The organism is Flavihumibacter solisilvae (assembly GCF_000814475.1).
GTDB classification, from domain to species: Bacteria; Bacteroidota; Bacteroidia; order Chitinophagales; family Chitinophagaceae; genus Flavihumibacter; species Flavihumibacter solisilvae.
On sequence record NZ_JSVC01000027.1, the window covers coordinates 26,442 to 52,424 of the forward strand.

Below are 25,983 nucleotides of genomic sequence, written 5' to 3' on the forward strand. Positions count from 1 at the left end.
TGCAGGCTAAATCATTTGAAGTTTGTAACAGTGTTGCTCATGTGCTTTTTCCTCAAACGTCGCTTTCACTCAAAGGCTTTTGCAGAAGAATGATAACCAGATCCATTACGTTTGTCTGAGTAGGTCCCGTAATAAGAAGGCCATCCAGGGCGGCAAAGAAATGCCATGAATCGTTGTTTTCGAGAAATGGTTCGGTGTCCAGGCCGAAGTGCCACATTTGTTCGACCAGCAAAGCATCGACAATTGCTCCAGCGGCGTCTGTGGGACCATCAGAGCCGTCTGTGCCGCCACTCAGGATAACCGGCCAGTTAACCGTATCGATTTGAAGCAGGGCATTCAGGGCAGAAAGGGCAAACTCCTGGTTGCGTCCCCCCTTTCCCTGGCCATTAATGGTCACCGTCGTTTCACCGCCGGCAATTACACAAGTGGGTACATCAATTTCAAGCTGGCTTATTTCGTTAACTATATTTGCTGCGGTGAAGCGACATTCACCTTCCAGTTGGCTAGAGGAATTAAGAACACGGTATCCCAGTTTGTGTGCTTCGCGAGCGGCAGCCTCCATCGCGATCCTGTTGGTTGCGACGAGGTGATGATAAACCCGGTCAAAGATCCGATCACCTTCTCCGGGCGTGTCGGCTATTCTGCCTTCAAGTCCGGCTTCAATCCGATGCAGTAGTGGTGCCGGCATCTCTTCATATAATCCATACTTGTGCAATACATCAGCGGCATCTGAAAAAGTTCCGTTATCGGGGAAGAAAGGTCCGCTTGCAATTGTCGACAGATCATCGCCCGGAACATCGCTCAGGACAAAATTGTGGACAGTGGCAGGATAGACGAGCCTCGCGAGCTGCCCTCCTTTCATAATGGAAAGGTGCTTCCTGACGGTGTTCATCTCGCGGATATTGGCCCCGGATAAAAGGAGGCCAGTGAACAGCTTCTGAAGATCTGCAAGAATCGCATTGGCAGGAAGGTCCGATACCAACGAACTCGCTCCACCACTTGTCAGCACAATCAGGAGATCATCTTCGTTCAGGCCTGACAGGAAGTTAATAACTGAACGACCTGCATCAACACTGTTCTGATCAGGTACAGGGTGACCGGCTTCAATAATAGGCCATGGTATTCCAGGCAAGGCATGACCGGTTTTCGTCACAACAAGGCCATCTGTTATCAGATCGTCCAGCAGTTCATGTGTGACAAGGGCCATTGAAGACGCTGCCTTTCCCATTGCCAGCACCTTTACCCGGTTAAAATTTTCACGTGAATAATGTTTATCATCCAGTAAAAAACCTGTTGCCGTTTTTCTTATGAATGCAGGCAGGCTTCCTTCCGGCAATACAGCAGCGCAGGCTGCCCTGAATATGGAAATGGCATCAAACCGCGACATCAATCAGCATGTTTACAACAAGCAAAATAAGTTCTTTGCCATTATAAGTGTGCATTTCAAAAATCCTTATCTTCACCTTAATTAGTTGTTTAGCTAACTATTTTAATCGGCTATGAAAAGAAAGATCAAAAAGGTCGGAGTTTTAGGAAGTGGCGTTATGGGTTCACGTATTGCCTGTCATCTTGCAGGGGCAGGAATTCAGGTGTTGCTTCTTGACATGGTACCGAAGGAAGCCGCGGAAAGCCAGGATAAATCGGCCAGGAACAAACTGGTAAACGATGCTTTGCAGGCCGCCCTCAAAAGTAATCCGTCACCCGTTTACACCAGGAATGTTGTAAAGCGCATAATCACCGGCAATTTCACTGACAACATGAAAGAAATATCCGGCTGCGACTGGATAATAGAAGTTGTCGTGGAGCGGCTCGATATAAAGAAAATAATCTTTGACCAGGTTGAACAATTCCGCAAACCAGGAACACTGGTAACGTCAAATACGTCCGGTATACCGATACATATGATGGCCGAAGGGAGGTCTGACGATTTTAAAAAACATTTTTGTGGAACGCACTTTTTTAACCCACCCCGTTATTTACGCCTGCTAGAAATAATTCCTACACCTGAAACTGATCCTGAGGTTACTAATTTCCTGATGGAATTCGGCAGCCTGCAGCTGGGCAAAACAACTGTCCTGGCGAAAGACACGCCGGCTTTCATAGCAAACCGAATCGGGGTTTATGGGATCATGGCCATATTTGGCCTGGTAGAGAAACTTGGGCTTACTATCGATGAGGTAGATGCATTGACCGGTCCCGTTATAGGCCGTCCGAAATCAGCTACTTTCCGTACTGCAGATGTAGTGGGCATAGATACCCTCGTTAAGGTAGCAAATGGAGTTGCAGAAAACTGTTCCGGTGATGAACAGCGTACCGCATTCAGCATTCCCTCATGGCTTGACAGGATGGTCGGCAACAGCTGGCTTGGAGACAAGACCGGCCAGGGCTTCTTCAAGAAGACTAAAGGTGCAGCTGGTGAAAAAGAGATTCTTACCCTCAACCTTGCGACGATGGAATACGGTCCTCGTCAGAAAGCGAGGTTTGCTACTCTTGAAGCTGCAAAACCGGTTGATGATCTAAAGACCAGGCTGCAGATGCTGGTGCAGGGTAGCGACAAAGCTGCAGACTTTTACCGTCATTTCCACTATGGCCTGTTTGCTTATATTTCACATCGCATACCTGAAATTTCTGACGAGTTGTATCGGATCGACGATGCCATGAAAGCTGGCTTTGGATGGGAGATCGGTGCGTTCGAAAGCTGGGATGTACTTGGGGTTGAAAAGACAGTTGCGAAAATGAAAGAGGCAGGGTACCAACCCGCGGCATGGATTGAAGAAATGCTTGCATCGGGTGGCAAGTCCTTTTATAAGATTGAAAACGGAAAGCGGCTGTACTATGACGCCAGCAGTAAATCTTACCGGCCACTTCCGGGAGGGGATGCGTTTATCGTGATGAAGAACTTTGAGGGACAGACCGTCTGGAAGAACAGCGCATGCCGAACCTACCACCTGGGAGATGATGTGCTGGGACTTGAATGGCATACAAAAATGGGAAGCATAGGAGGTGAAGTTATAGAGGCAATTAACAGGTCTGTTTCCCTGGCTGAAGAAAAATACAAGGGATTGGTGATTGCCAACGACACAGCAAATTTCAGTGCTGGTGCCAACGTGGGGATGATCTTCATGTTTGCTGTTGAGCAGGAGTATGATGAACTCGACCTTGCGGTACGGCAATTCCAGCAGACCATGATGCGCACACGGTACTCTTCAGTTCCGGTTGTTGTAGCGCCGCATGCTCTTACACTCGGAGGTGCCTGCGAGCTGACGCTTCACGCCGACAAATCCTGCGCCGCTGCCGAAACATATATTGGGCTGGTTGAACTCGGAGTCGGGTTGATACCAGGAGGCGGGGGGACGAAAGAATTTGCCATGCGTGCGGCAGACGAGATGCACGAAGACGAGCCGGAGACCATTACGTTAAAAAACCGGTTCCTCACCATTGCAACTGCAAAAGTAGCCACATCTGCATTGGAGGCATTTGAACTTGGAATGCTGCGCAGGGGCGTTGATGAAGTTGTACTCAACCAGGACAGGCGGATAAGTGAAGCAAAGAAATCAGTGGTGGAAATTTATGATAGCGGGTATTTGACACCGTTACCACGCACAGATGTAAAAGTTTTGGGAAGATCTGCATTAGGCGCATTGTATGCCGGTATTAACGGTATGTGGCGCGCCAACTATGCCACTGACCATGATGCATTGGTCGCAAGAAAGCTGGCCTATGTGATGTGCGGCGGCGACCTTAGTGAACCAACACTGGTAAGTGAGCAGTACCTGCTGGACCTTGAGCGGGAAGCATTTTTATCATTGGCTGGCGAGAAAAAAACGCTTGAAAGAATCCAAAGCGTGCTGAAATCCGGAAAGCCGGTCAGAAACTGACAACCTATACACCTGAGAGCGCAGCCGGCCGTATGGCCGGCTTTTTTTTGCGTACATATAAATCTTTTCACCGGCTCCTGCACATCTGTTAAATTGACAAAAAAAGCAGTGCAAGTACTGGAACTGGAGAATATCAGCAAATCGTACGGAAAAATCAGGGCGCTGAACGGGGTCAGTCTAACCGTGCCACAGGGAAGTGTATATGGTATACTCGGTCCCAACGGAAGCGGCAAAACCACCCTCCTGAGTATTATACTCGACGTGCTGTCGGCCGACAGCGGCAGGTACAGCTGGTTCGGGAAACCGGGCTCGAAAGAGCAGCGCAAACAAATCGGTTCATTGCTGGAAACGCCAAATTTCTATCACTACCTGTCGGCAGTGAACAACCTGAAGATAACACGAAGCATCAGTGGCAGGGGCGATGAAGACGATATTGGGAATGTATTGCGATCTGTAAACCTGTACGAACGCCGGAACAGCAGGTTCAGCAGCTACAGTCTAGGCATGAAACAGCGGCTGGCTATTGCCGGTGCTTTACTGGGAAACCCGGGGGTACTGGTGCTTGATGAACCTACTAACGGACTCGACCCCGTTGGAATCGCCGAGATCAGGGATCTGATCAGGAAACTGAATGCGCAGGGCCATACGATCATCCTGGCAAGTCACCTGCTCGATGAAGTGGAAAAAGTATGCACGCACGTTACTATCCTGAAAACAGGTAATATCGTCACATCCGGAAGGGTTGATGATGTGCTGGCACATGATGATATTGTTGAAATCATGTGTCCCGAAATGGAGCTCGTTAAAAAATTATTTGAAGGGTATCCCGGAATAATTTCCAGTAAGGTCGAAGGACCGTCGTTGCTGCTGTATTTCACCAGGGGATTGGCAGACACCAGGAAGATTAATGAGTTTTGCTTTGCAAACGGAATTGTCTTACAGCACCTAAGCCTGAGAAAGAAAAAGCTTGAAACCAGATTCTTTGAATTGACGAACAACTAAAAATTCAGCATGTCTTCATTGGTAAAAACAGAATGGCTAAAAATAAGCAGGTATCCAGCTTTCTGGCTTCTTACAGGTTTGTGTATCCTCTCCTATCCCGGCATTAACTATATTTCACTGAACATCTTCAAAAAGATCGTCAAAAAGGAAAGCGCAGCAGGCCAGGTTATAAGCATGTTCCTTGGTGAACCATTTACTTTCCCCGAAGTATGGCGGACAACTGCATATTTCTCGAGCTGGTTTATTTTCATCCCCGCAGTATTGGTAATTATGCTCATCACAAATGAGTATACGTACCGCACCAGCAGGCAGAATATCATTGACGGCTGGAGCCGGCAACAATTCATACTAGCCAAGATGGTGGATGTATTGATGGTTTCAGTTCTGGTCACGCTTCTGTATAGCGTGGTGGCTTTAGTTATTGGCATAACAAATACGAAATCACCATCACCTGATATATGGGGAAAAAGCTACCATGTCTTTCTGTTTGCTTTACAGACATTTTCGCAATTGTCACTTGCCTTCATGATCGGGCTGCTCGTAAGAAAATCTTTCATAGCCCTGGCAATCTTCTTATTTTACGCGATGGTTGCGGAACCAATTGCCGTTAACTTTTTACGCTACGATGTAAAGAATGACCTGGGCAGATTTTTTCCTTTTGAGATCTCTGACAGGGTTCTACCGCCACCTGCATTCATGGGAATGATTGACGAAAAGGCATACCAGCTTGCCCTGGATTCAGTTAAATATCACACATTCTATACTGTATTATTGATCATAGGCACCTGGTCGATAAATTATTGGATTTATACAAAAAGAGACCTTTAAGCATCGATTACAAAGCAGGGCCAATCAATTGCTGCAAAGCGCTATCCAAAGTCGGATAAGCGAACTGGAAAGCGGCCTGTCTTGTTTTGGCAGAACTGACTGTAGCACTTTTGAGGACTTCAATACTCATTTCGCCCAGAGCCAGCTTAAGGGCAAATTCAGGCACATGAAGAGAAATGAACATTTTGCCGCGTAAATATTTTGCGAGGCTGAGGGTAAGCTCTTTATTGGTTACAGGATTAGGTGAAACTCCGTTATATGCGCCATTCATCTCAGTGTTTTCGATCGCGTCGGTGTATAGGCGGATGATGTCATGGATGTGAATCCAACTGCAAACCTGGTTCCCATCGCCAAGGATGGTGGCAACACCAAATCGCAGAGGTCGCATGAATTCAGGCAGTGCACCTCCTTCCTTCGCCAGCACGATGCCTGTCCGGATATGTACCATCCGCTTACCGAGATCCGTTACGGGCTTCAGGCTGTCTTCCCAGAGACGGCAGGTTTCACCAAGAAAATCGGCAGAGGGTGGATCAGTTTCTTTGAATGGTTCCGGGTTTGGGCGAATAGGGTCCGGACCATACCATCCGATCCCGGATGCGCTAACAACAGATTTGACTTTATTGGGGGTTTCATTAAGTGCTTTTACAATCAGATTACCGCTATTAATGCGGCTATCACGGATCTCCTGCTTTCTCTTTTTGCTCCATCGTTTGTCCGCTACTCCGGCGCCTGCCAGGTGAATAATATGATCTGCCTCGCCGATCGCAGCCGGATCAATAATTTGACGTTTAACATCCCACCCGGCATACTGCACATGGCGATCAGGTTTATGTTCAGTCGGATTGCGGGTCAGGATGGTGACCTTATATCCTTTATTTACGAGGAATGTTGTGAGGGCGGTTCCCAAAAGTCCGGTCCCCCCGGTAATCAGAACAGTAGGCATTGGTTAAAACTACAACCTTCATGCAACAATCTGCAATAAAAAGGCCCTCTGCAAATGCAAAGGGCCGATTATCCGGATAGGATAAACAACTAAAAACAAACCAGTTTTCACAAGACGTGACGATACTTTCCTAGTCCGGCTTTTTACCGTCCAGGAAAGTATTGATCGTGCTGATCTGGGTATTATTGTGCTCATCTGTCTTCACCGTGTAGTTGCTGTAAAAATTCTCAGCGGGTGAGACAGTGTTGTAGAGTTCAAGGTTGCGGCGGATGTAAGCCGGCACAGTGTCAAACTCGTTGTTAGGGTCTGCGGCGTTAATGTTGAATGACAGATTACGTAGTTTCTGTATCCTCTCGGCTGCTTTCCTTTTCTGTTCCTCCGCTTCGTCCGGCATCGCCGGTTCCTCAGCAGGAGAGTAATAAGAAGGTTGAGTTGATGGTGCCCCAGGCGCATCCGCCGCGGGAATTTCATCTTTGATCACCAGTCGCATGTCGAAAGCAGGATCTTCCTCTTTCTGTGGCATTGCCGGCGGCTGTTGACGGATGGATTCATTCACAGGAGACGTTTGTTCCAGGTTGGCTTTGGTTTCCGGCCTGTGAGCCGATTCTGCATAAATATTGGATGGCTTGGCCAAGTATCCCCCGGATGCTGCAGACACCGGAGAATTATTTTCTGACAGCTTGAGTTCGATTCTTTCTTCTCTTGGTGTGGTGGGAAAGCCTTGCGAATCTACTGTATGGAAAGGTGACGGCGCTGAGAAGTTTTCAACAGTAGTATTACGATCAGGTTCATCCGTAAAAAACACTACGGGCTGTGGCGCCGGTGTAATCGCAGCCGGCCGCTGGGGCTCTTCCACCATTCTTGGCTGCAGTTCAACAGGAAGTTCATTAACCACCGGTTGAACATAAGGCTCCGGTTCTACCGTCTTTTTCTCATCAGCGGCGAAGGGCAGAACAGACTGATCATAAACTTTCGACTCCTCATTTCTGCCACCCAGCGTCACAATGATCTTTTCTTCTTTCCGGGGTTCCGGCCGCTTAACTTCCTTTTTGGTGAATGGATCACGGTATTCAAAACCTGTTGCGATCAGGGTGATGCCAATTTGCTGCCCAAGAGTATTGTCATATCCCAGACCGAGGATAACGTCGGTATTTTCACCGGCGTGACTAAGCAGGTAATTCTGGATGATGTCCACTTCGTCCATCGTGAATTCATGCTCGCCTTCAGCCGAGTTTATGTTGATGAGTATCCAGCGTGCTCCCCGGATATCATTGTCATTCAGCAGCGGTGAATTAAGCGCTTCCTCGATCGCCCGCTGAGCGCGGTCCTCACCTGCCCTTGAGGCATTTCCGAGTATCGCAACTCCACCGTTCCGCATAACCGTGCATACGTCCGCAAAATCGACGTTGATCTGACCGGTACTGCTGATGACATCTGTTATACACTTTGCAGCTGTGGCAAGAACATTATCGGCCTTTTCAAAAGCTTCCTTCATTTTCAGGTTTCCGTACTGGTGACGTAATTTGTCGTTACTGATCACCAGCAATGTATCAACATTGTCCTTGAGTCGCTGAATTCCTTCTTCTGCCTGCAGCTGGCGTTTCCGTCCTTCATATGAGAAAGGTGTAGTAACGATACCTACTGTAAGAATGCCGAGTTCCTTACAAATTTTCGAAATTATCGGCGCACCACCGGTTCCAGTTCCTCCTCCCATACCTGCTGTAATGAATGCCATCTTGGTATTCACTTCCAGGATCCGCTTGATCTCCTCGAGACTTTCTTCAGTGGCCTGTTTCCCGATCTCAGGATTCGCCCCTGCTCCAAGTCCCTGTGTAAGATGCGGACCAAGCTGAATCTTGTTGGGCACCTGGCTAAGCGCGATAGCCTGCGCATCCGTGTTACAGATTATAAAATTCACCCCGTCAATACTTTGACTGAACATGTGATTAACAGCATTGCTGCCACCACCTCCTACGCCAATCACCTTTATGATCGATGACTTCTCCTTCGGTAAATCAAAGTGTATCATATCACTGTTGTTAATGGATTATTTAATGGTTAGTAAGTACGCTTATAAATGTTGATCTTCTTCCTCTTTGAAAAGATCAATCAGGTTGTCCTTGAATTTGCTCCAGAACCTGTTGATCCCTAACTCTGATTTTCTGCCCGAAACTTCAACCGGACCCGATGTCACCTGTGCGGTCTTTTCAACTACTGCATCCTTCTGCAATTCACGTGGTATTTCAACCGGGCGGAAATGCCGTTCGAACTGTTTACGGTTTCGCTCATAGTCATCATATCCTTTTAGGATCAGCCCTATACAAGTGGCATACATTGGTTTGGTCAACTCGTCGATGTGTCCCGATGCCAGGTGCTCATTCGGATATCCGATGCGCGCATTAAGTCCTGTAACATACTCAGTCAGCTGAATAAGATGTTTCAATTGGGATCCACCACCAGTGAGCACGATACCGCCATTTAACATCCTGCTATCCATTCCTACCTGCTTCAGGTGATAGGTCACAAAGTCCATGATCTCGCTCATCCTTGCCTGAACGATATTCGCGAGGTTCTTCACGCTGATTTCCTTGGGAGGGAGCCCGCGCATACCCGGGATGGTTATGAATGCGTTAGCCTTAGCTTCATTAGCAAGAGCCGAGCCAAACTGCACTTTCATTTGCTCAGCCTGTGTTTTTAACACGCCAAGACCGGTCTTTATATCATTAGTGATGTTTTCTCCACCGAAAGGAATTACTGCAGTATGCTTAAGAATGCCTTCGTAAAAAACGGCGAGGTCGGTAGTACCACCTCCGATGTCAACGATGGCTACTCCAGCCTCAATATCTTCCTGGCCCATTACTGCTGCTGCAGATGCGAGTGGCTGTAAAACGAGATCCTTCGTGTGCAGTCCACTTTTTTCCACTGCGCGGTTGATGTTCCTGATCGCATTTTTGTCACCGGTAATGATGTGAAAGTTTGCACCAACTTTCACCCCGCCGTAACCAATCGGGTTTGGAATATTCTGGAAATTATCTACCGTGAATTCCTGCGGGATCACATCGATGATCTGGTCGCCCGCAGGAATGTAGGTTTTATACTGGTCAGCGACAAGCTGATCAATTTCCCGTTGTGAAATTTCCTCTTCATTGCTCTGGCGCACAATATCCCCCCTGGTCTGCAGGCTCTTGATGTGGTGACCTGCAATACCTACATAAACCTCGCTGATTTCGAGGTTCGGGTTTGAAGCATAACAGTTTTCCAGTGCGCAGGCTATTGCCTTGATCGTTTCATCAATGTTCAATACCTGTCCATGCTTTACTCCGTTGCTGTTTGAACGACCAAAACCCAGGATCTCAAGCTTTCCAAATTCATTCTTACGGCCAGCGATGGCAGCAATTTTTGTCGTTCCGATATCAAGCCCAACGATAATGGGTTGTTCGTAATTCATATCTATGTTGTTTTTAGTTGTTCACCTTACTCATTACCGCTTTTGGCTGCCGGATAGCAGCGGTGCGGACAGGAGTTGGATCTTTAACTGTCTTTCTTTCGGGTTGGGATTTTGCGGATGCAGGGTCCGGAACGGCTGGCCTGTTACTAATAACCGATAAAGATGTATCAGCAAAAGTGACGGGCATTATTTTTTTTTCCACCGATGTGGATATTGCATCACCTCTTACACCAATTACCTGCTGATCGAATTTTATATTGATGGCGCTGTAGTAATCGAAGCCTGTGTGCGCGAGAACGTTGCGATAGAATACCGCAAGCCTGCTGAACTTTTTATCACACGAATTACCATTACCAAATAATATAATATGCCGTCCGACAAGAGGTACTAATTCAAATTCATTTCCAGCGGTAACATCGACCTGCGTGATCTGCGCCGACCAGAATTCATCGTTGTACAGAACATTACTGATTGCTTTTATATGTGAAAGCAAAGTACTGTCGCTGACCTGTGCAGGTTTCAGTTTCTCAGGCATACCTGTAAACACAGGAAGTTTTACTGGCGGTTTACCCGGTGACAGAGGCAGATATTTGCCACTGCTGTCGAGGTACCAGGAATTTCCTGAGCGGGTAAACAATCGCGCGATCGGCTCTCTTTCTTCAACCTGCACCTGCAGCACCCTGTCATTATCGAAGAATAGCTCAACATCTGCAACCCAGCTATTGGCGCTGATCCTTTCTTCCATGCTGCTGAGGTCGAAAGAAAGTGTTGATTTCCCTTTCAGGTCTGCAGTCGTTTCCGAACCCATCAGCCTGATCACATCAGACTTATTCAGGAAGGAAAATTTGCGAGATCCTTTAATGCTGATCGTGACTCCCGAGCAGTTTGCATCATTGCCGCTCCTGATGGCAGCGACCAATAGCACCAGCACTGCAACCCCGGCCATCAGCCATAGGATTGCGGCAACAAGTTTTCTGATATTGATCCTGCGTTTATTCATATTTTTTCCAACAGTTCTTTTACCGGTTGCACGAGCGCGTCTATATCACCTGCTCCGGCTGTGATCAGCAGCTCCCCGAATTCGAGGTTTGCCGCAGGAACGTATTCGTTTTTTATATAATTGGTCAAATCTTCTCTTTTAACCACTTTCACATAATCCGATTTCATGCGATCACGGATCATTTCACTTGTAACTCCGGGCATGGGCAGCTCACGTGCGGGATAAATCGGCAACAACACCACATCGTCGGCAAGGTCAAGGCTTGAAGCGAACTCATCGGCTAGATCGTGTGTCCTGCTGAACAGGTGCGGCTGAAAAATCACGGTGCACTTTCTTCCCGGGTAAAGGGTTTTTGCTCCTGTGATCAATGCCCGCAACTCTTCCGGGTGATGGGCATAATCATCTATAAAAACCATCCGGCTGTTGCGGATTACATATTCAAACCGCCGCTTCACTCCCTGGAATTTTTCCACGGCATCGACAATCGCTGCAGGTTCGATGCCAAGCTGGTGTGCAATTGCGATAGACACCACAGCATTTTCTACATTGTGCATACCACCCATATGAAGGGTAAAGCCATCAATGCCACCACCCGGTAACGCAACGGAAAACCTGTAGCTGCCATCATGCATGGTGATATCCTTCGCATAGGCATCAGCAGATTCATTTTGCAGGCTGTAGGTATAGTGTCTTCCTGCATTCAGGGCACTTCCCCTTGGCAGACCGTGTTTGCTGAAAAGTGTACCACCCGCTTTTACCTGCTGACTGAATGCAATAAATGCATCCTGCAATGCCTCTTCCGTGCCATAAATATCCAGGTGATCCGGATCCATCGAACTAATCACTGCAATATCAGGGTGTAGGCGAAGGAAACTGCGATCGTATTCGTCGGCTTCGATGACTGCGACATTGCGCGGGTCACTCCAGAAATTTGTACCATAGTTTACTGCGATTCCACCGAGGAAGGCATTGCATCCATACCCGGTGTGTCGCAAAATATGAGCCGTCATACTGGTAGTGGTGGTTTTACCGTGAGTGCCACCAATACAGATATTAAAAGAGCTATTACTGATGATGCCGAGCACTTCGCTCCGCTTCATTACCGTGTAACCACACTGCAGATAGAAAATCAGTTCTGCATGGCTCGACGGCACTGCAGGTGTATATACCACGAGTTGCACGTCTTTTGGAATAATCTGCAGGTTTTCTTCATAATGAACCGGTATACCTTCCTTTTCAAGCGCAGCCGTCAGTGGTGTTGCCGTCTTATCATAACCGCTGACTGATTTGCCAAGCGAAACAAAATACCGGGCGAGCGCACTCATCCCGATACCGCCAATGCCGATAAAATAAACAGCCTGTATGTCTTTAACAGATAACAATCTCTTATCTTTTATATCTTTTGCCCAGTCAACCGTAACACTTCAGTTGCAATTATTCTGTCTGCATGTGTGACGGATAAAGGTGAAATATTGTTTTTAAGTTCTTTTTGCTGTAAAGGATCTTTAGCCAGGTCAATAGCAGTTTGAACCAGTTTGTTTTTTGCATCACCGTCGCTAACTAAAATCGCAGCATGCTTGTCTGCAAGGTTCCGGGCATTAACAGTTTGGTGATCCTCCGCTGCAAATGGATAAGGCACCAACACAGCAGGCTTTTTTACAACACAGATCTCAGCGATCGCCATTGCCCCCGCTCTTGAGATGATCACATCTGCCGCCGCGTAGGCATATTCCATCTGCGTAATGAATTCGTTCACCCAGACATTGCCTTTCCCTTCCGCAACTTCCTTTCCTCTTTGTGAATAAGGTTTGCCGGTTTGCCAGATCAACTGTAATCCTTCAGTTTCGAATTGCCCCAGGCCTGCGTCAATGGCCTCGTTTATGCTTTTAGCGCCTAGACTCCCCCCGATTGAAAGGATTGTCGTGCGTGAAGGATCCAGGCCGAAAAAGCGGATTCCTTCTTCCCGGCTGAGCGTAGCACTGACGATCGCGGTACGGACAGGATTCCCGGTGATCATGATCTTACCTGCTGGAAAGAATTTTTCCATGCCATCGGTTGCCACGAACACTTTGTCTGCATGCCTGCCAAGCATCTGGTTGCTTTTACCGGCAAAAGAATTTGATTCGTGCAGGAAACTGGCGACACCTTTCTGCTGGGCATATTTCAAGACAGGGAAGCTCGAATAACCGCCTACGCCAATTACTGCATCCGGCCGAAAGGACTGGAAGATCTTTTTTACCTGGAAAAAACTCCTGATGAGCTTAAAAGGCAAACCAACATTTTTTATCAAAGAGCTCCTGTTGAAGCCTGCAATATCAAGTCCTTCGATCCTGTACCCGGCCTGCGGCACTTTCTCCATCTCCATTTTTCCTTTCGCGCCTACAAACAGTAATTCTGTTTCAGGCTCCAATTGCTTCAGCGCATTTGCAATCGCAATGGCCGGAAAAATATGACCACCCGTTCCCCCTCCTGCTATTATTATCTTTCTTCCTCTTTTCATGCCATTTCATTTTCCGGTTCACCATCTGATGTTTTTACAGCCTCATTCTTCTCCACATACCTCGATACGCTGAGGATGATTCCTATGGCCAGGCAGGTAAACAGAAACGAACTTCCTCCCATACTGACGAGAGGCAGGGTTACACCTGTAACCGGGAAAAGATTCACATTCACCGCCATATTCGCCATTGCCTGGATAACCAATGTAAAACTCAGTGCAAGTGCCAGAAAGGCACCGAAGGCATAAGGACATTTCCTGAACAGCTGGATGCTCCTGAACAAAAAGATCAGGTATACGAACATCACAACACCACCACCAATTATGCCATATTCTTCTATTATAATAGCATAGATAAAATCTGAATAGGGGTGTGGAAGAAAATTCCGCTGCTCACTGTTACCGGGACCAAGACCAAAGAATCCACCTTTGGCTATAGCAATCTTCGCCTGGTTCACCTGGTAATTGTCATCGTCATCTTCATCCGAATTACCACCATACATAAACGATTCCACCCGGTTCACCCAGGTACTCACCCGGGCAGTCAGTTTAGACTTATTTTCTGACCGCGCCTGGATACCATTTCCATTACTATGTTGAAATATGGCAGCACCAATCAGCATGGCTATCGGAACGAGGGCAACAAGGCCGGTCAAAAACAGGTGCTTCATGCTGACACGACCAATGAACAGCAACATCATGCTGGTCGCCCCAACCAGAAGTGCTGTTGACAGGTTTGCCGGTGCTATGAGCATACAGGTGATACCGACCGGGATGATCACAGGAAGAAAACCTTTTTTGAAATCCTTGATCACCTCCTGCTTCTTACTCAACATCCGGCTGATATACATAAATAAAGCCAGCTTTGCTAAGTCAGAGGTTTGAAAGGTGAGATTGATTATCGGCAAACGGATCCACCTGCTTCCTTCGTTTAATCGCACCCCAAAGAACAAGGTATATATCAGCAGGGGTATGGTCAGGATAAATACGACCTGCGCAATCCTGGAATATAAGGTATAGTTAACCTGGTGAGCGAAATAAATGAAAAGTATACCGATGCAGATGAAAACTACCTGCTTGAATAGGTAAACTTCCGTATTACCCCGGTACATCTTGTATGCCAATGACCCTGTGGAGCTATACACAACAAGCAGCGACATGAGGGCCAGGAGCACCACCAGGGCCCAGATCACTTTATCGCCTTTCGTTTTGTTTAGCAGGGACACTATATAGAAGTAAAATTAAAAAATCAAAAATTTGAAGAGTCTGTCCAATCAGAGTTCACGAACTGCGGCTTTGAACTGGTTTCCGCGATCTTCATAATTGCGGAACAGATCGAAGCTGGCACAGGCGGGACTCAACAAGACTACATCACCCTTGTCAGCAAGTTGGAAGGAAGCATGAACAGCTTCTGCCGCACTGCCTGTGTTAACCATTACCGAAACATCGTTCTGAAATGCTTCATGGATCTTGCGGTTGTCTACTCCCATGCAAACGATCGCCTTTACTTTTTCTTTAACAAGATCGAGGATCTGCGCATAATCATTGCCCTTGTCAACACCACCCAGGATGAGAATAGTTGGCTTGGTCATGCTTTCGAGGGCATACCAGGTACTGTTCACATTAGTTGCCTTACTGTCGTTGATGAACTCAATGCCACGAACAGTTGCGACATGCTCCATGCGATGTTCAAGCGCTTCGAACGACTGTATTGCTTCCCTGATCTTATCTTTCCTCAGTCCAATTACGGACGCTGCCAGCCCTGCTGCCATAGTATTATACTGGTTATGTTTTCCTTTGAGCGCAAAGTCATAGATGCTCATCTGAAGTTTCTCATCCGAATTTGCCACTGTCATTTCCTGCTCTTTAATAAATGCGCCCTGGAGTAATTCTTTTCTCATACTGAATGGTAATGGGTTAGATAGTATTGGAAACTCTTTTATATGCTGTACAGTCACTTCGTCATCAGCATTGTAAATAAAGTAATCTGATGACTGTTGATTTAATGCTATTCTGAATTTGCTGTTGATGTAATTCCTAAAGCTGTAATCGTAACGGTCAAGGTGATCTTCGGTTATATTCGTCAGGATAGCAATATGCGGTCTGAAAGTCACAATATCATCCAGCTGAAAACTACTGATCTCTGCTACATACAACGGCTTTGGATCGTTTGCAACCTGTCGCGCAAAACTGATCCCGATATTCCCTACCAAGGCACAATCCAGTCCGGCGTGTTTGCAGATATGATATGTTAATGCAGTTGTGGTCGTTTTTCCGTTACTACCGGTTATGGCTATTACGCGGCTGTCGCCAATATACCGGTAGGCCCACTCGATCTCACTGATCATTTCAATTCCTTTTGCCCGGATCTTCTTCACCAGTTCATTCTTCTCAGGAATTCCGGGACTTTTGATCACCAGTGCTGCACTCAGAATCTTTTCTTCACTGTGCGTTCCTTCTTCGAATTCAATTCCATTTTCCTCCAGCTCGGCTTTATGCGCATTTTTGAGTTGGCCGCCATCACTGACAAAACAGTCAAATCCCTTTTGTTTTGCCAGCAAAGCCGCGCCAACCCCGCTTTCGCCGGCACCTAATATGATAACCAGTTCATTCATTTCAGCAAAAAAGGTTTTCCACGGATCGGGGGTTCTTCAACAGCATAGGATTTCTGCACCACAAATGCGTTCGTCGTTGGTTGGTTTTTCAGAAAAGCCTTAACGGATCTTCAGAGTCACAATTGAGAAGATCACACATAATATAGTCACTATCCAAAATCTGGTTACTATCTTACTTTCATGATACCCGAGCTTTTGGTAATGGTGATGAAGCGGGCTCATCAAAAATATCCTTCTCCCCTCACCATACTTTTTGCGGGTGTACTTGAAATAACTAACCTGCAAAACCACACTCAGATTTTCGGCAAGAAACACTCCGCAAAAAATGGGTATCAATAATTCCTTTCTCACAATTATAGCCAGCGCCGCAATGATCCCACCGAGTGTCAGGCTACCGGTATCACCCATAAAGACCTGTGCGGGGTAAGCGTTATACCAAAGGAACCCGACACAAGCCCCTACCATGGCACCAATAAATATGGACAACTCACCCAGGTTAGGGATGTACATGATGTTCAGGTAATCTGCCAGTACCAGGTTTCCACTTGCATAGGCGAATACCGCGAGACAAACCCCGATGATCGCACTCACCCCGGTTGCCAGTCCATCCACGCCATCTGTAATATTTGCTCCATTTGAAACAGCCGTGACAATAAATATTACGATCAGTATATAGAGCACGGAGGTAAATCCGCGTAGCGCCTGCGGAAGCAATTTCGAATAATTGAATTCGTGACCCTTCACAAAAGGGATCGTTGTGATTGGTTCATCGGCTTCAACAAAGTATCGTTTGGCATTCTGGAATTTAACTTCTTTCACCGCCTCGTTCTGTGATGGCGTTCCGCGGTATTCGCGCCATGCCTTCGTATTTTCATTAAACAGAAGCGTAATTCCGATGATCAGTCCGAGTCCCACCTGTCCCAATATCTTGAACCATCCCGCCAATCCGTCTTTATCTCCTTTTTTATACTGAACGCCCTGTTGCTGCGCAATTCTTTTGGCTCGCAGCTTCAGGTAGTCATCCACAAACCCTATCATCCCCATCCAAATGGTGCTGAAAATCATCAGTCGCACATAAGCCTTATTGAGATCCGCCAATAATAGTGTCGGCAAAATGATCGCTAATATTATAATCAGTCCACCCATTGTAGGTGTTCCCTTTTTCTGCTGTTCTCCTTCAAGCCCCAGGTCACGTACGCTTTCACCGACCTGTTTTTTAAGCAGGTAATTGATCAGCTTCTTTCCGAACAGCGTAGTGATAACCAGTGACAGAATAACGGCCAGCAACACCCGGGAAGTGATGAACTGAAACAGCGCACTTCCCGGGAATTTAATATCCATTTCTTTTAACCAATCAATTAAGTGGTACAGCATGATGGTTTTTTTGTCACTGGCTTACCATCCGGTGTCCAGCCGGATGGATTTGTTGTTCGTAACCGTCCTAAAAATTTATATATCTACTTTCCTAATAATTCAATCGCTTTCGTCATCTCTTCCATGTCATCAAAATGATGTCGCACTCCCTTCACTTCCTGGTACTGTTCGTGTCCCTTACCTGCAATAAGAACAATATCACCCGGATTGGCAAGACTAAAAGCAGTCTTAATTGCTTCCCGCCTGTCTGCGATGGAAATGAATTTCCTTTTCGCTGCCGTATTCAATCCTGATTCCATGTCCCGCAGGATTTCCTGAGGATCTTCACTGCGAGGATTATCCGAAGTGAAGATTGCCTTTGTGCTCAGGTCACATGCTGCCTGAGCCATAACGGGTCGCTTTGTCTTATCCCGGTCGCCTCCACAACCCACAACAGTTATCACCTTCTCATCTCCTTTCCGCAACTGCCGGATGGTCTTCAGCACATTAATAAGAGCATCAGGTGTGTGCGCATAATCAACGATTCCGATTACATGGTCCATTGGGGAAACCACGTATTCAAATCTCCCTGCTGCCCCGCTCAGTTCGCTCAGGCTCTGCAACACTTCCTGTTTATTTTCTCCCAGGAGAATAGCTGCACCATATACCGCAAGCAAGTTGTATGCATTGAATTCTCCAATCAGCCGGAAATGCACTTCCTGGTCATTCAACTGCATCACAAGCCCGGTAAGGCCATTCTCCAGGATCTTTCCTTTGAAATCTGCGACTGATCGCAAACTGTACAATTTTTTCACAGCAACCGTGTTCTGCAACATCACCTGGCCTCGCTTGTCATCGAGATTACTGATGGCAAATGCATCGGCCGGCATAATATCGAAGAATGACTTTTTTACCCGTATATACTCATCAAAAGTCTTGTGATAGTCAAGATGATCATGAGTGATATTGGTAAAGACTCCACCTGCGAACTGCAGGCCGCTGATCCTGTGCTGATGGATGGCATGTGAGCTTACTTCCATAAATGCAAACCTGCAACCTGTATCAACCATCTGCCTGAGCAATGCATTCAGGCTAATGGGATCAGGTGTCGTATGTGTTGCCGGCATCACACGGCCGGCAATCATATTCTGCACTGTACTCAGTAATCCACAATCGTATCCCAGCGATGTAAAGAGCTTATATAATAAGGTAGCGACAGTTGTTTTTCCATTTGTTCCTGTAATTCCCACCAGCTTCAGCTTTGCGGAAGGCTGGTCATAAAAGTGATGCGCCATCCAACCCGCAGCATCACTACTGTCTTCTACCTGTACATATGTTATACCGTTGCTAAGGCTTTCCGGCAGCGATTCACAAATCACCGATCTTGCACCAGACTGAATTGCTTTATCTATGAATGCATGACCGTCTGCCGCCGAACCTCTTATTGCAATAAAACAAGAACCGTTTGTCACTTTCCGCGAATCAATCTGCAGGTCATTTACTTCACATTGCAGGTTGCCGTTCACCGAACGGATCCTGGCCTGGTACAGTATGTCTTGTAATATGACCATTAGTTCAATTCTATCTCTACCCGACTATTGACAGGTACCGGGCTACCCGGTTCGATTGACTGCCTGACTACTTTCCCCCTGCCTTTTACGATCACTTTCACTTTCAGATCTTCCAGTATGTAAAGCGCGTCTTTCAACCCCATTCCCTTTAAAGCCGGCATTTCCTTTTTCGTAACCTTAAGTGCAGCCAACTCCGTTTTATGATCCGTCGTACTGGCTACTGTTACCCATCGTTTATCTACTGCACTATCTCTGTATGGTACCTTCAGTACCTCAAACACTTTGCGTACCTCCCCGGATTCGCCAGCATAAAAAAATGCACTGCTGTCGATCCCCGGACCCATTGCTGTTGCTGCAGGTAATTTTTGGGACAGCATAGCGAAGAGCTTATCTGCTATTTCCCTGAATACCGGCCCTGCAACAGCTCCACCATAGTATTTAACTGCATGTGGTTTATTCCTGATCACAACTATACAACTGTATTCAGGTTTGTCTGCCGGAAAATATCCTGCAAATGACGACTGGTAAATATGATCTGAATAACCATGGTTACCATTTGCGACCAGGGCAGTCCCGGTTTTACCCGCAATTCCATAATAAGGAGTTGACAGGCTTTTAGCGGTTCCATTGACCACCACTCCTTCCAGGCAGGTTTTCAGTTGTCTCAGGGTTGCGTCGCTGCAAATTTTCTCAACCATCACTTCCGGTTCATGCGTCCTCACTACTTCTGCACCCTGTCTTATTTCCTGCACGAGATAAGGTTTCATCATCTTCCCGTTATTCGCAACTGCGTTATAAAGCATCAGTGTTTGCAGCGGGCTAACCAGAACTTCGTAACCGAAGGACATCCACGGTAATGAGGTAGCACTCCAGGTTTTCGATTTCGGTGTTTTCACAATCGGTCGGGTTTCACCAACCAGGTCAATACCGGAACCTTCGTGCAGTCTGAGCCTGCGCAAATGACTGATATACTGCATCGGATTACCAGCGTAGTAATTGATCGCGAGTTTGGCCATTCCGACATTGCTGCTCAGCTCAAACGCCTGCTGAATAGTTACATCAGTTCGTTTATGCCTTTCACTGTCAAAGACCGTTCTCCCATTCACTTTCCATACTCCGTTCTCAAGGTTTACATGTGTTCCGATGTGCGCTTTATTATCTTCAAGCACCGCCAGCAATGTTGCCAGCTTGAATGTAGACCCCGGTTCAGAAGCACGTATGGCGTAATTCAAATCTTCCCAATATTCTCCCGCGGATTTCTTTCCGAGGTTTGCAATTGCTTTCACTTTTCCGGTTGCCACTTCCATCACGATGCAGGTTCCATGTTCTGCCTCATTTTCGATCATCATCTTCAGAAGTGCGTTTTCGGCAATGTCCTGAATGTTCACATCAATGGTTGTCACAAGGTCTTTCCCGTTTTCAGGTTCAACTTCATAGCCTTCCACGGGCACTGCCACACCTCCGGAAATAAATCTCACCAATTTCTTGCCGGATTCTCCTTTCAGAAGGCTGTCGTAAGTTCGTTCCAGACCCACATTCTGTGCATTCTCACGAGCCAGGCCAATGGTACGGTTTGCGAGCAAGCCATAAGGATTCAGGCGCCTGCTTCTTACTTCCGCAATAAACCCGCTTTTGTTTCTTCCCTGCCTCACGAGTGGAAAGTCGCGCAGTTTTTTATACTCCTGGAAACTGATCCCTTTTTTCAACTGGAAATACCGGTCTTTTTTCCGGAAGCCAGTTTGCAACAATTGGCGATACTCCTGCGAGCTTCGATCCTGGAAAAGCTGGGCGAGTGAAATACTTAGTGAATCGAGATTATCCCGGAACCTTTTTCCTTTCTTCTCCTGCAACCCTTCTGCCCCGAAATCGATATAGATATTGAAAAAAGGAATGGATGTACTTAGCATATTTCCGTCAGCACTATAAATAGTACCGCGATCTGCGTCAAGATTGATGATCCTTGTATGCAGACTGTCACTTTTACTCCTCCAGTATGAACCTTCGGCGTTCTGTATGTAAAGAGCTCTTCCTAATACTGCGACAGATAACAATACTATACCCAGAAAACAGAGGTACACCCTCCACAGTATATCGCGTTTTACTTCCAAAGCAACCGCTGTTTTTTTTGATCTTATTATTTATTATCTGCACTATCTTTAATTACAACCGGTGGAGTGACAAGTTCTTTCAATCCCAGCGGCTCAACAACTCTCGCAAGTTCTGTCTGTTTGCTCCTGAACATCACTTCACTTTTCAGCGTTTTATATTCAAACTGCATTTCCTTTAACTCCCGGTTCGTTCTGCTGATCGACTTGATCAGTTTGTCCGAATAATGTCCATTATAAATATATAGTACAGCAAGTCCGCATAGGAACAGGATAAACGGGAGGTTTTTTACAATTGCCTCGTAATTGATCCTGAACCACTTTTCTTTTTTGTTGCGCTGCTGTTTCATGTCCGCTTATATTTTTTCTGCGATTCTGAGTTTTGCACTTCTGGATCGCGGATTTCTTTTCAGTTCTTCACTCCCCGGCAGCACCGGCTTTTTGCTGACTACCTTAAGCAGAGAAACACTCTTTTTATTTTCAAAGGGATTGTCATCCTCTTCTGTTTCAAAAGTGCCATTCTTGAAAAAATTCTTCACAAGCCTGTCTTCGAGAGAATGGAATGTTATCATTGCTACACGTCCCCTATGTCTCAATAACAGCGGCACCTGTTGCAGCATTTCCTTCAATGCGCCCAGCTCATCATTCACCTCAATTCTCAATGCCTGGAAGACCTGTGCAAAATATTTATTCGGATTCCCCTTAACGATTGGCTGCAGTGCTGCCTTGAACTGGCTGATCGTGGCCAGCGGAATTTTACTTCTTACCGCCACAATGGTTCTCGCCAGTGTTTTGGCATTTGTCACTTCACCAAATTGTTCAAAGAGCCGGTGTAACTGTTGTTCTGAGTACGTTGCAATTACATCCGCAGCTCTCAGAGTCGCCCGTTGGTCCATTCTCATATCGAGGCCGGCATCGTACCGGATGGAAAAGCCACGTTCACCTTCGTCGAACTGGTGGCTGCTTACGCCCAGATCGGCCAGCACTCCGTCTACCTGCTCAACTCGATGAAGCCGGAGGAACCGTTGAAGATGCCTGAAGTTGTGAGGGATAAAGATCACCCGGTCGTCGTTCGGCAGGTTGCGGCGGGCAGCATCATCCTGGTCGAACGCGAACAGCTTGCCATCGGGTCCCAGGGCTGCAAGTATGGCGCGTGAGTGTCCACCTCCGCCGAACGTACAGTCGACATATATTCCGGCAGGCCTGATATTAAGCCCGTCAACAGTTTCCTGCAACATGACCGGAATGTGATAACCGCCTTCTTCCGGATCCTGCCCTTCGATTCCTGATGGTATGTGGGTCTCTTTTGCCATGACCTAAATTCCGTTTTCACTGGCCTTTGCCATAACCTGCTGGGCAAGGCTACTGAATGCTTCTGATGAAAATGATTCAAAGAACTGCTTATATCTGGCAGCGTCCCATATCTCTATTTTGTTTACCGCCGAAACCAGCACAATATCTTTTTCAAGGCCAGCATGCTCTTTAAGGTTTGGCGGCAACAGCAACCTGCCTGCACTATCCGGTTCCACTTCAGTTGCCCCATTCATGAAATACCTTCTGAATTCCCTTACTTTCGGGTCAAAATCATTCAGTTTGCTGATCTCCGTATATATAGGCTCCCAGCTTTTCATGGGATACAGGGTGAGACATTTCTCAAAGCCCCTGTTGATCACGAATTGCTGTTCCCCTTCCGGCAATTGCTTTTTCAGCCCTGCCGGGAGCAGGAATCGCCCTTTGGCGTCCAGCGTAGCTTCGTATTCGCCTAAAAAACCTTTCATTTACCCAAGTATGTCTGCGTATTGACATTTATTACCACAAAATAACACTTTTTCCCACTTTCGATAAAAATTTCGAACCCTTTATTTTTTCCACATAGGGGATCTACGTCAGGATGCAGCGTACATGTACGTTTTAGCGAAAACATGCATCGAAACTGGACAATGGGATGTGAACTGATTGTGGATTGCGGTGGATATCATGTTAATTGCCAGCAACTTCTTAAAATAAGAGGGCGAATTTGAGCGAATGATGCAATTTGCAGGGAGTATGAACGGCACCAATTCACCAAAAACCCTGGCAATTGCGGATTACACTTATGATTTACCCGATCACCGGATTGCATCATATCCGCTTTCAAATCGCGACGCGTCGCGGTTGCTGGTTTACGAATCCGGAAACATACACGAGACGACCTACAGGCAGCTAGCAGACCAGGTTCCTGCAGGTCACCTGCTGGTATTCAATAAAACAAAAGTTGTAGAAGCCAGGATCTATTTTACCAAACCCACGGGTGGGGTAATCGAACTTTTCTGTCTGGAACCTCACCCGGATTACCCCGATGTTACTACCGCGATGCTGCAGACCGGCCAGGTCAGGTGGAACTGCCTGGTTGGAGGTGCCAGTAAATGGAAGCACGGGACAATCCTGGAAAAATCGGTTACTTATGGCGATACGACAGTTCATCTGACGGCTGCTATCGACGCGCGGAATCAGGACACGTTTAGTATTCTGTTTACCTGGGCTCCAGATACTTTATCATTTGCAGAGCTTCTTCATGCGGTTGGCGTGATACCCATTCCCCCATACTTAAAACGTGACAGCAACAAACAGGATAGTGACAGATACCAAACCATTTATGCAGAAATGGAAGGTTCGGTGGCAGCCCCTACAGCGGGACTTCATTTTACAGACCAGGTATTTAAAGAACTATCTGATAAAGGCATCAGCAGGTCCTTTGTTACATTACATGTCGGTGCGGGAACATTCAAGCCTGTAAAATCGGAATACATTGCTGATCATGATATGCACGCAGAGTTCATAGAGGTGGACATAGCAACCATTGAAGAACTTCTGTCGTATGAAGGAAGAATTCTTGCAGTGGGAACAACATCGTTGCGCACACTGGAAAGCTTATACTGGATGGGAGTTAAAGCATACGTTAATCCCCGGATTAACATTGAAGGACTGGAAATGAAGCAATGGGAAGTATATGAAGAATTGGGCAGGCACCAGCTCACGGCGGGACAGTCATTGATCAGCCTGTTAAGCTGGATGAAAAAACACCAAATGGTTCGCATACTTTGTAAAACTCAAATCCTGATTGCGCCTGGTTATTATGTCCGGATGATCCGGGGACTGATTACGAATTTTCATCAGCCACAATCAACCCTGTTGTTGCTGGTAGCAGCACTGATCGGCAACGACTGGAAAAAAGTATATGCTTACGCTCTTGAAAATGATTTCCGATTTCTTAGTTATGGCGATGGCTCACTGTTGTGGTGCAACAAACCGTAATTATTTTCCGAAAGGCATTTCAATAGTGAATGATGTTCCCTTCCCGAGCGTACTATCAACCTTGATTTTACCCTGGTGTGCGTCAACTATTGTTTTAACATAACTAAGACCGAGGCCAAATCCCTTAACATTATGGAGGTTTCCGGTATGAACCCGGTAGAATTTCTCGAAGATTCGTTTTACACTTTCTTTTGTCATGCCGATACCATTATCCTCAATCTTAACCTGAATACCTTTATTGGTATTGGTGGTACTGATTCTGAGATGAAGGTTATCTTTTGAATACTTTACACCATTATCAACCAGGTTATTGATCAGGTTTGTGAAGTGTACTTCATCAGCCATGATCTCGTCATTTTTTGCATTGAGCAATATATCTGCACGGCCGTTTTTGTTCTGGAACTGCAGGTCGAAATTTTCGAGCACCTGTTCAATTATTGAATGTACGTGTACAGGTTTTTTGTTAAGCTGGATCTCCTGCCGGTCCATAAGTGCAGCCTGCAGAATCGTCTCAACCTGTTTGTTCATTCGTTTGTTTTCCTCTTTGATGATGCCGGTGAAGTAGCCCATTTTTTCCCTGTCCTGCGAAACTTTTTCTGTACGTAATGCATCCACTGCGAGTGAGATTGTAGCAAGTGGCGTTTTAAATTCGTGGGTCATGTTGTTGATGAAATCGTTTTTGATTTCACTCATCTTCTTTTGCCTCAGCAAAGCACTCACCGTTACATAAAATGCGGCCAGCAAAATAAGTGTAAATAGAATGGCCCCTGCCAGCATCCACCTTAGTTCGCGAAAAACGATATGCTTCACGTTGGGCACCACAACCATCATTACCTCTTCAGGAACCAGCCCCTCCAGATTACTGCCCCCGGGAATCTGTAATGGATAAATAAAACGTCTGTTACGGAGGGTATCTTCAACAACCTTATCAAAATTACGCGAGCGCAGTTCGTCATAGGTTAGAAACCCTGCATCGGAAGTAATAACAAACTCGAATTGTGTGTCTTTGAGCCCGTTTGAATTAAAATGTTTACGCAGCTTTTCTTCTACTTCAAAAGTGGTAAACTTTTCAGAAATGGTTGAGGGTTTCATGAGCTCCAGCATAAGCTGGTCCGACGGCCACGTAAGGTTGGGACGCATTCTCCGGTTTTTGAGAGAAGGCAGGGTGCCTTTTTGGGCCATCAGCTCCTGGCCTGCATTGTCCATCGCTTTAATCACCCGTTCAGCTAACTGATCTTCTTTAATCACGAGCATGGAACGGAACCACGAAACCTGTATTACGATGATACCGACCAGAGACAACAGAACCAATAAAATAATAAGTGGAAAGATCCTCTTCATTACAGCAAAAATAACTTTGGTATATGTTTATTCATTATAACTTTCGACAAAGCTTGTTGAATTAACAGCGTTTTATATTCACCCTCCAGATGAACACAAACCGACGGT

The 25,983-nt window shown here is 46.5% G+C and carries 20 protein-coding genes; 4 read left to right on the forward strand and 16 right to left on the reverse strand.

The genetic code is table 11. The features are described 5' to 3' along the window. Nucleotides 1-52 precede the first annotated feature (52 nt). Nucleotides 53-1,387 (reverse strand): glycerate kinase type-2 family protein, encoded by a 1,335-nt coding sequence (locus OI18_RS20340; protein WP_039143365.1) that lies wholly within the window; start codon nt 1,385-1,387, stop codon nt 53-55. Nucleotides 1,388-1,499: 112 nt separating this feature from the next. On the opposite strand from OI18_RS20340, the gene OI18_RS20345 reads away from it, so the two are divergent. From OI18_RS20345 to OI18_RS20355, 3 genes are all read left to right on the forward strand, one after another. Then, nucleotides 1,500-3,878: a 3-hydroxyacyl-CoA dehydrogenase/enoyl-CoA hydratase family protein gene (locus OI18_RS20345; protein WP_039143368.1), complete on the forward strand. Its 2,379-nt coding sequence runs from the start codon at nt 1,500-1,502 to the stop codon at nt 3,876-3,878. Between the two features lie 108 nt (nt 3,879-3,986). Next, a complete protein-coding gene (locus tag OI18_RS20350; RefSeq protein ID WP_039143656.1) occupies nt 3,987-4,880 on the forward strand; it encodes an ABC transporter ATP-binding protein in 894 nt (297 codons plus the stop codon). A 9-nt stretch (nt 4,881-4,889) separates the two neighbouring features. Then, nucleotides 4,890-5,708: an ABC transporter permease gene (locus OI18_RS20355; protein WP_039143371.1), complete on the forward strand. Its 819-nt coding sequence runs from the start codon at nt 4,890-4,892 to the stop codon at nt 5,706-5,708. Between the two features lie 7 nt (nt 5,709-5,715). Here OI18_RS20355 and OI18_RS20360 read toward each other — a convergent pair whose 3' ends face one another. The 14 genes from OI18_RS20360 to mraZ all read right to left on the reverse strand — a co-directional run bounded on the left by OI18_RS20360 (nt 5,716) and on the right by mraZ (nt 23,018). After that, nucleotides 5,716-6,651, reverse strand: a complete 936-nt coding sequence (locus OI18_RS20360) for a TIGR01777 family oxidoreductase (RefSeq protein WP_039143373.1) — start codon at nt 6,649-6,651, stop codon at nt 5,716-5,718. A gap of 130 nt (nt 6,652-6,781) precedes the next feature. After that, nucleotides 6,782-8,680: a cell division protein FtsZ gene (ftsZ, locus tag OI18_RS20365; protein ID WP_039143376.1), complete on the reverse strand. Its 1,899-nt coding sequence runs from the start codon at nt 8,678-8,680 to the stop codon at nt 6,782-6,784. Nucleotides 8,681-8,722: 42 nt separating this feature from the next. Further along, a complete protein-coding gene (gene ftsA / locus OI18_RS20370; protein WP_039143379.1) occupies nt 8,723-10,099 on the reverse strand; it encodes a cell division protein FtsA in 1,377 nt (458 codons plus the stop codon). Nucleotides 10,100-10,112: 13 nt separating this feature from the next. Continuing rightward, entirely contained in the window at nt 10,113-11,099 is a 987-nt protein-coding gene (locus tag OI18_RS20375; RefSeq protein ID WP_039143382.1) for a cell division protein FtsQ/DivIB, read from the reverse strand. Next, on the reverse strand, nt 11,096-12,481 hold the full coding sequence (murC, locus tag OI18_RS20380) for a UDP-N-acetylmuramate--L-alanine ligase (protein WP_039143384.1): 1,386 nt from the start codon (nt 12,479-12,481) through the stop codon (nt 11,096-11,098). The genes OI18_RS20375 and murC overlap by 4 nt, the downstream gene beginning before the upstream one ends. Before the next feature lie 11 nt (nt 12,482-12,492). Beyond that, nucleotides 12,493-13,599 carry an undecaprenyldiphospho-muramoylpentapeptide beta-N-acetylglucosaminyltransferase gene (gene murG / locus OI18_RS20385; protein WP_039143387.1) on the reverse strand — a complete coding sequence of 369 codons (1,107 nt, stop codon included), beginning with the start codon at nt 13,597-13,599 and terminating at the stop codon, nt 12,493-12,495. Beyond that, nucleotides 13,596-14,822 carry an FtsW/RodA/SpoVE family cell cycle protein gene (locus tag OI18_RS20390; protein WP_039143389.1) on the reverse strand — a complete coding sequence of 409 codons (1,227 nt, stop codon included), beginning with the start codon at nt 14,820-14,822 and terminating at the stop codon, nt 13,596-13,598. Before OI18_RS20390 ends, murG begins: the two co-directional genes overlap by 4 nt. A 48-nt stretch (nt 14,823-14,870) precedes the next feature. After that, nucleotides 14,871-16,211, reverse strand: coding sequence for a UDP-N-acetylmuramoyl-L-alanine--D-glutamate ligase (murD, locus tag OI18_RS20395; RefSeq protein WP_039143391.1), 1,341 nt, complete (start codon nt 16,209-16,211; stop codon nt 14,871-14,873). Nucleotides 16,212-16,310: 99 nt separating this feature from the next. Continuing rightward, entirely contained in the window at nt 16,311-17,585 is a 1,275-nt protein-coding gene (gene mraY / locus OI18_RS20400) for a phospho-N-acetylmuramoyl-pentapeptide-transferase (protein ID WP_039143394.1), read from the reverse strand. 83 nt (nt 17,586-17,668) lie between these two features. After that, nucleotides 17,669-19,135, reverse strand: a complete 1,467-nt coding sequence (locus OI18_RS20405) for a UDP-N-acetylmuramoyl-L-alanyl-D-glutamate--2,6-diaminopimelate ligase (protein ID WP_039143396.1) — start codon at nt 19,133-19,135, stop codon at nt 17,669-17,671. Further along, complete coding sequence (locus tag OI18_RS20410; protein WP_039143399.1) at nt 19,135-21,243, reverse strand: penicillin-binding protein; 2,109 nt, start codon at nt 21,241-21,243, stop codon at nt 19,135-19,137. The genes OI18_RS20405 and OI18_RS20410 overlap by 1 nt, the downstream gene beginning before the upstream one ends. 26 nt (nt 21,244-21,269) lie before the next feature. Next, nucleotides 21,270-21,590 (reverse strand): FtsL-like putative cell division protein, encoded by a 321-nt coding sequence (locus tag OI18_RS20415; protein WP_039143402.1) that lies wholly within the window; start codon nt 21,588-21,590, stop codon nt 21,270-21,272. Nucleotides 21,591-21,596: 6 nt separating this feature from the next. Further along, the gene (gene rsmH / locus OI18_RS20420; RefSeq protein WP_052273441.1) at nt 21,597-22,553 is read right to left on the reverse strand and encodes a 16S rRNA (cytosine(1402)-N(4))-methyltransferase RsmH; all 957 of its coding nucleotides are present in this window, start codon (nt 22,551-22,553) and stop codon (nt 21,597-21,599) included. A 3-nt stretch (nt 22,554-22,556) separates the two neighbouring features. After that, nucleotides 22,557-23,018: a division/cell wall cluster transcriptional repressor MraZ gene (gene mraZ, locus OI18_RS20425; RefSeq protein ID WP_039143405.1), complete on the reverse strand. Its 462-nt coding sequence runs from the start codon at nt 23,016-23,018 to the stop codon at nt 22,557-22,559. 247 nt (nt 23,019-23,265) lie between these two features. Here mraZ and OI18_RS20430 point away from each other — a divergent pair, with 247 nt between their 5' ends. Then, entirely contained in the window at nt 23,266-24,534 is a 1,269-nt protein-coding gene (locus OI18_RS20430; protein ID WP_240312809.1) for an S-adenosylmethionine:tRNA ribosyltransferase-isomerase, read from the forward strand. Here OI18_RS20430 and OI18_RS20435 read toward each other — a convergent pair whose 3' ends face one another. Continuing rightward, complete coding sequence (locus tag OI18_RS20435) at nt 24,535-25,875, reverse strand: sensor histidine kinase (RefSeq protein WP_039143407.1); 1,341 nt, start codon at nt 25,873-25,875, stop codon at nt 24,535-24,537. It abuts the gene before it with no gap. Nucleotides 25,876-25,983 lie beyond the last annotated feature (108 nt).

What these genes read in the sequence shown, in the direction of transcription:
- ftsA (WP_039143379.1), bottom strand. Translation starts at nt 10,099, where the DNA reads ATGAATTACGAACAACCCATTATCGTTGGGCTTGATATCGGAACGACA.
- OI18_RS20415 (WP_039143402.1), bottom strand. Translation starts at nt 21,590, where the DNA reads ATGAAACAGCAGCGCAACAAAAAAGAAAAGTGGTTCAGGATCAATTAC.
- rsmH (WP_052273441.1), bottom strand. Translation starts at nt 22,553, where the DNA reads ATGGCAAAAGAGACCCACATACCATCAGGAATCGAAGGGCAGGATCCG.
- OI18_RS20355 (WP_039143371.1), top strand. Translation starts at nt 4,890, where the DNA reads ATGTCTTCATTGGTAAAAACAGAATGGCTAAAAATAAGCAGGTATCCA.
- murG (WP_039143387.1), bottom strand. Translation starts at nt 13,599, where the DNA reads ATGAAAAGAGGAAGAAAGATAATAATAGCAGGAGGGGGAACGGGTGGT.
- murD (WP_039143391.1), bottom strand. Translation starts at nt 16,211, where the DNA reads ATGAATGAACTGGTTATCATATTAGGTGCCGGCGAAAGCGGGGTTGGC.
- mraZ (WP_039143405.1), bottom strand. Translation starts at nt 23,018, where the DNA reads ATGAAAGGTTTTTTAGGCGAATACGAAGCTACGCTGGACGCCAAAGGG.
- OI18_RS20340 (WP_039143365.1), bottom strand. Translation starts at nt 1,387, where the DNA reads ATGTCGCGGTTTGATGCCATTTCCATATTCAGGGCAGCCTGCGCTGCT.
- OI18_RS20405 (WP_039143396.1), bottom strand. Translation starts at nt 19,135, where the DNA reads ATGGTCATATTACAAGACATACTGTACCAGGCCAGGATCCGTTCGGTG.
- ftsZ (WP_039143376.1), bottom strand. Translation starts at nt 8,680, where the DNA reads ATGATACACTTTGATTTACCGAAGGAGAAGTCATCGATCATAAAGGTG.
- OI18_RS20435 (WP_039143407.1), bottom strand. Translation starts at nt 25,875, where the DNA reads ATGAAGAGGATCTTTCCACTTATTATTTTATTGGTTCTGTTGTCTCTG.
- OI18_RS20360 (WP_039143373.1), bottom strand. Translation starts at nt 6,651, where the DNA reads ATGCCTACTGTTCTGATTACCGGGGGGACCGGACTTTTGGGAACCGCC.
- OI18_RS20345 (WP_039143368.1), top strand. Translation starts at nt 1,500, where the DNA reads ATGAAAAGAAAGATCAAAAAGGTCGGAGTTTTAGGAAGTGGCGTTATG.
- mraY (WP_039143394.1), bottom strand. Translation starts at nt 17,585, where the DNA reads ATGCTGTACCACTTAATTGATTGGTTAAAAGAAATGGATATTAAATTC.
- OI18_RS20375 (WP_039143382.1), bottom strand. Translation starts at nt 11,099, where the DNA reads ATGAATAAACGCAGGATCAATATCAGAAAACTTGTTGCCGCAATCCTA.
- OI18_RS20430 (WP_240312809.1), top strand. Translation starts at nt 23,266, where the DNA reads ATGATGCAATTTGCAGGGAGTATGAACGGCACCAATTCACCAAAAACC.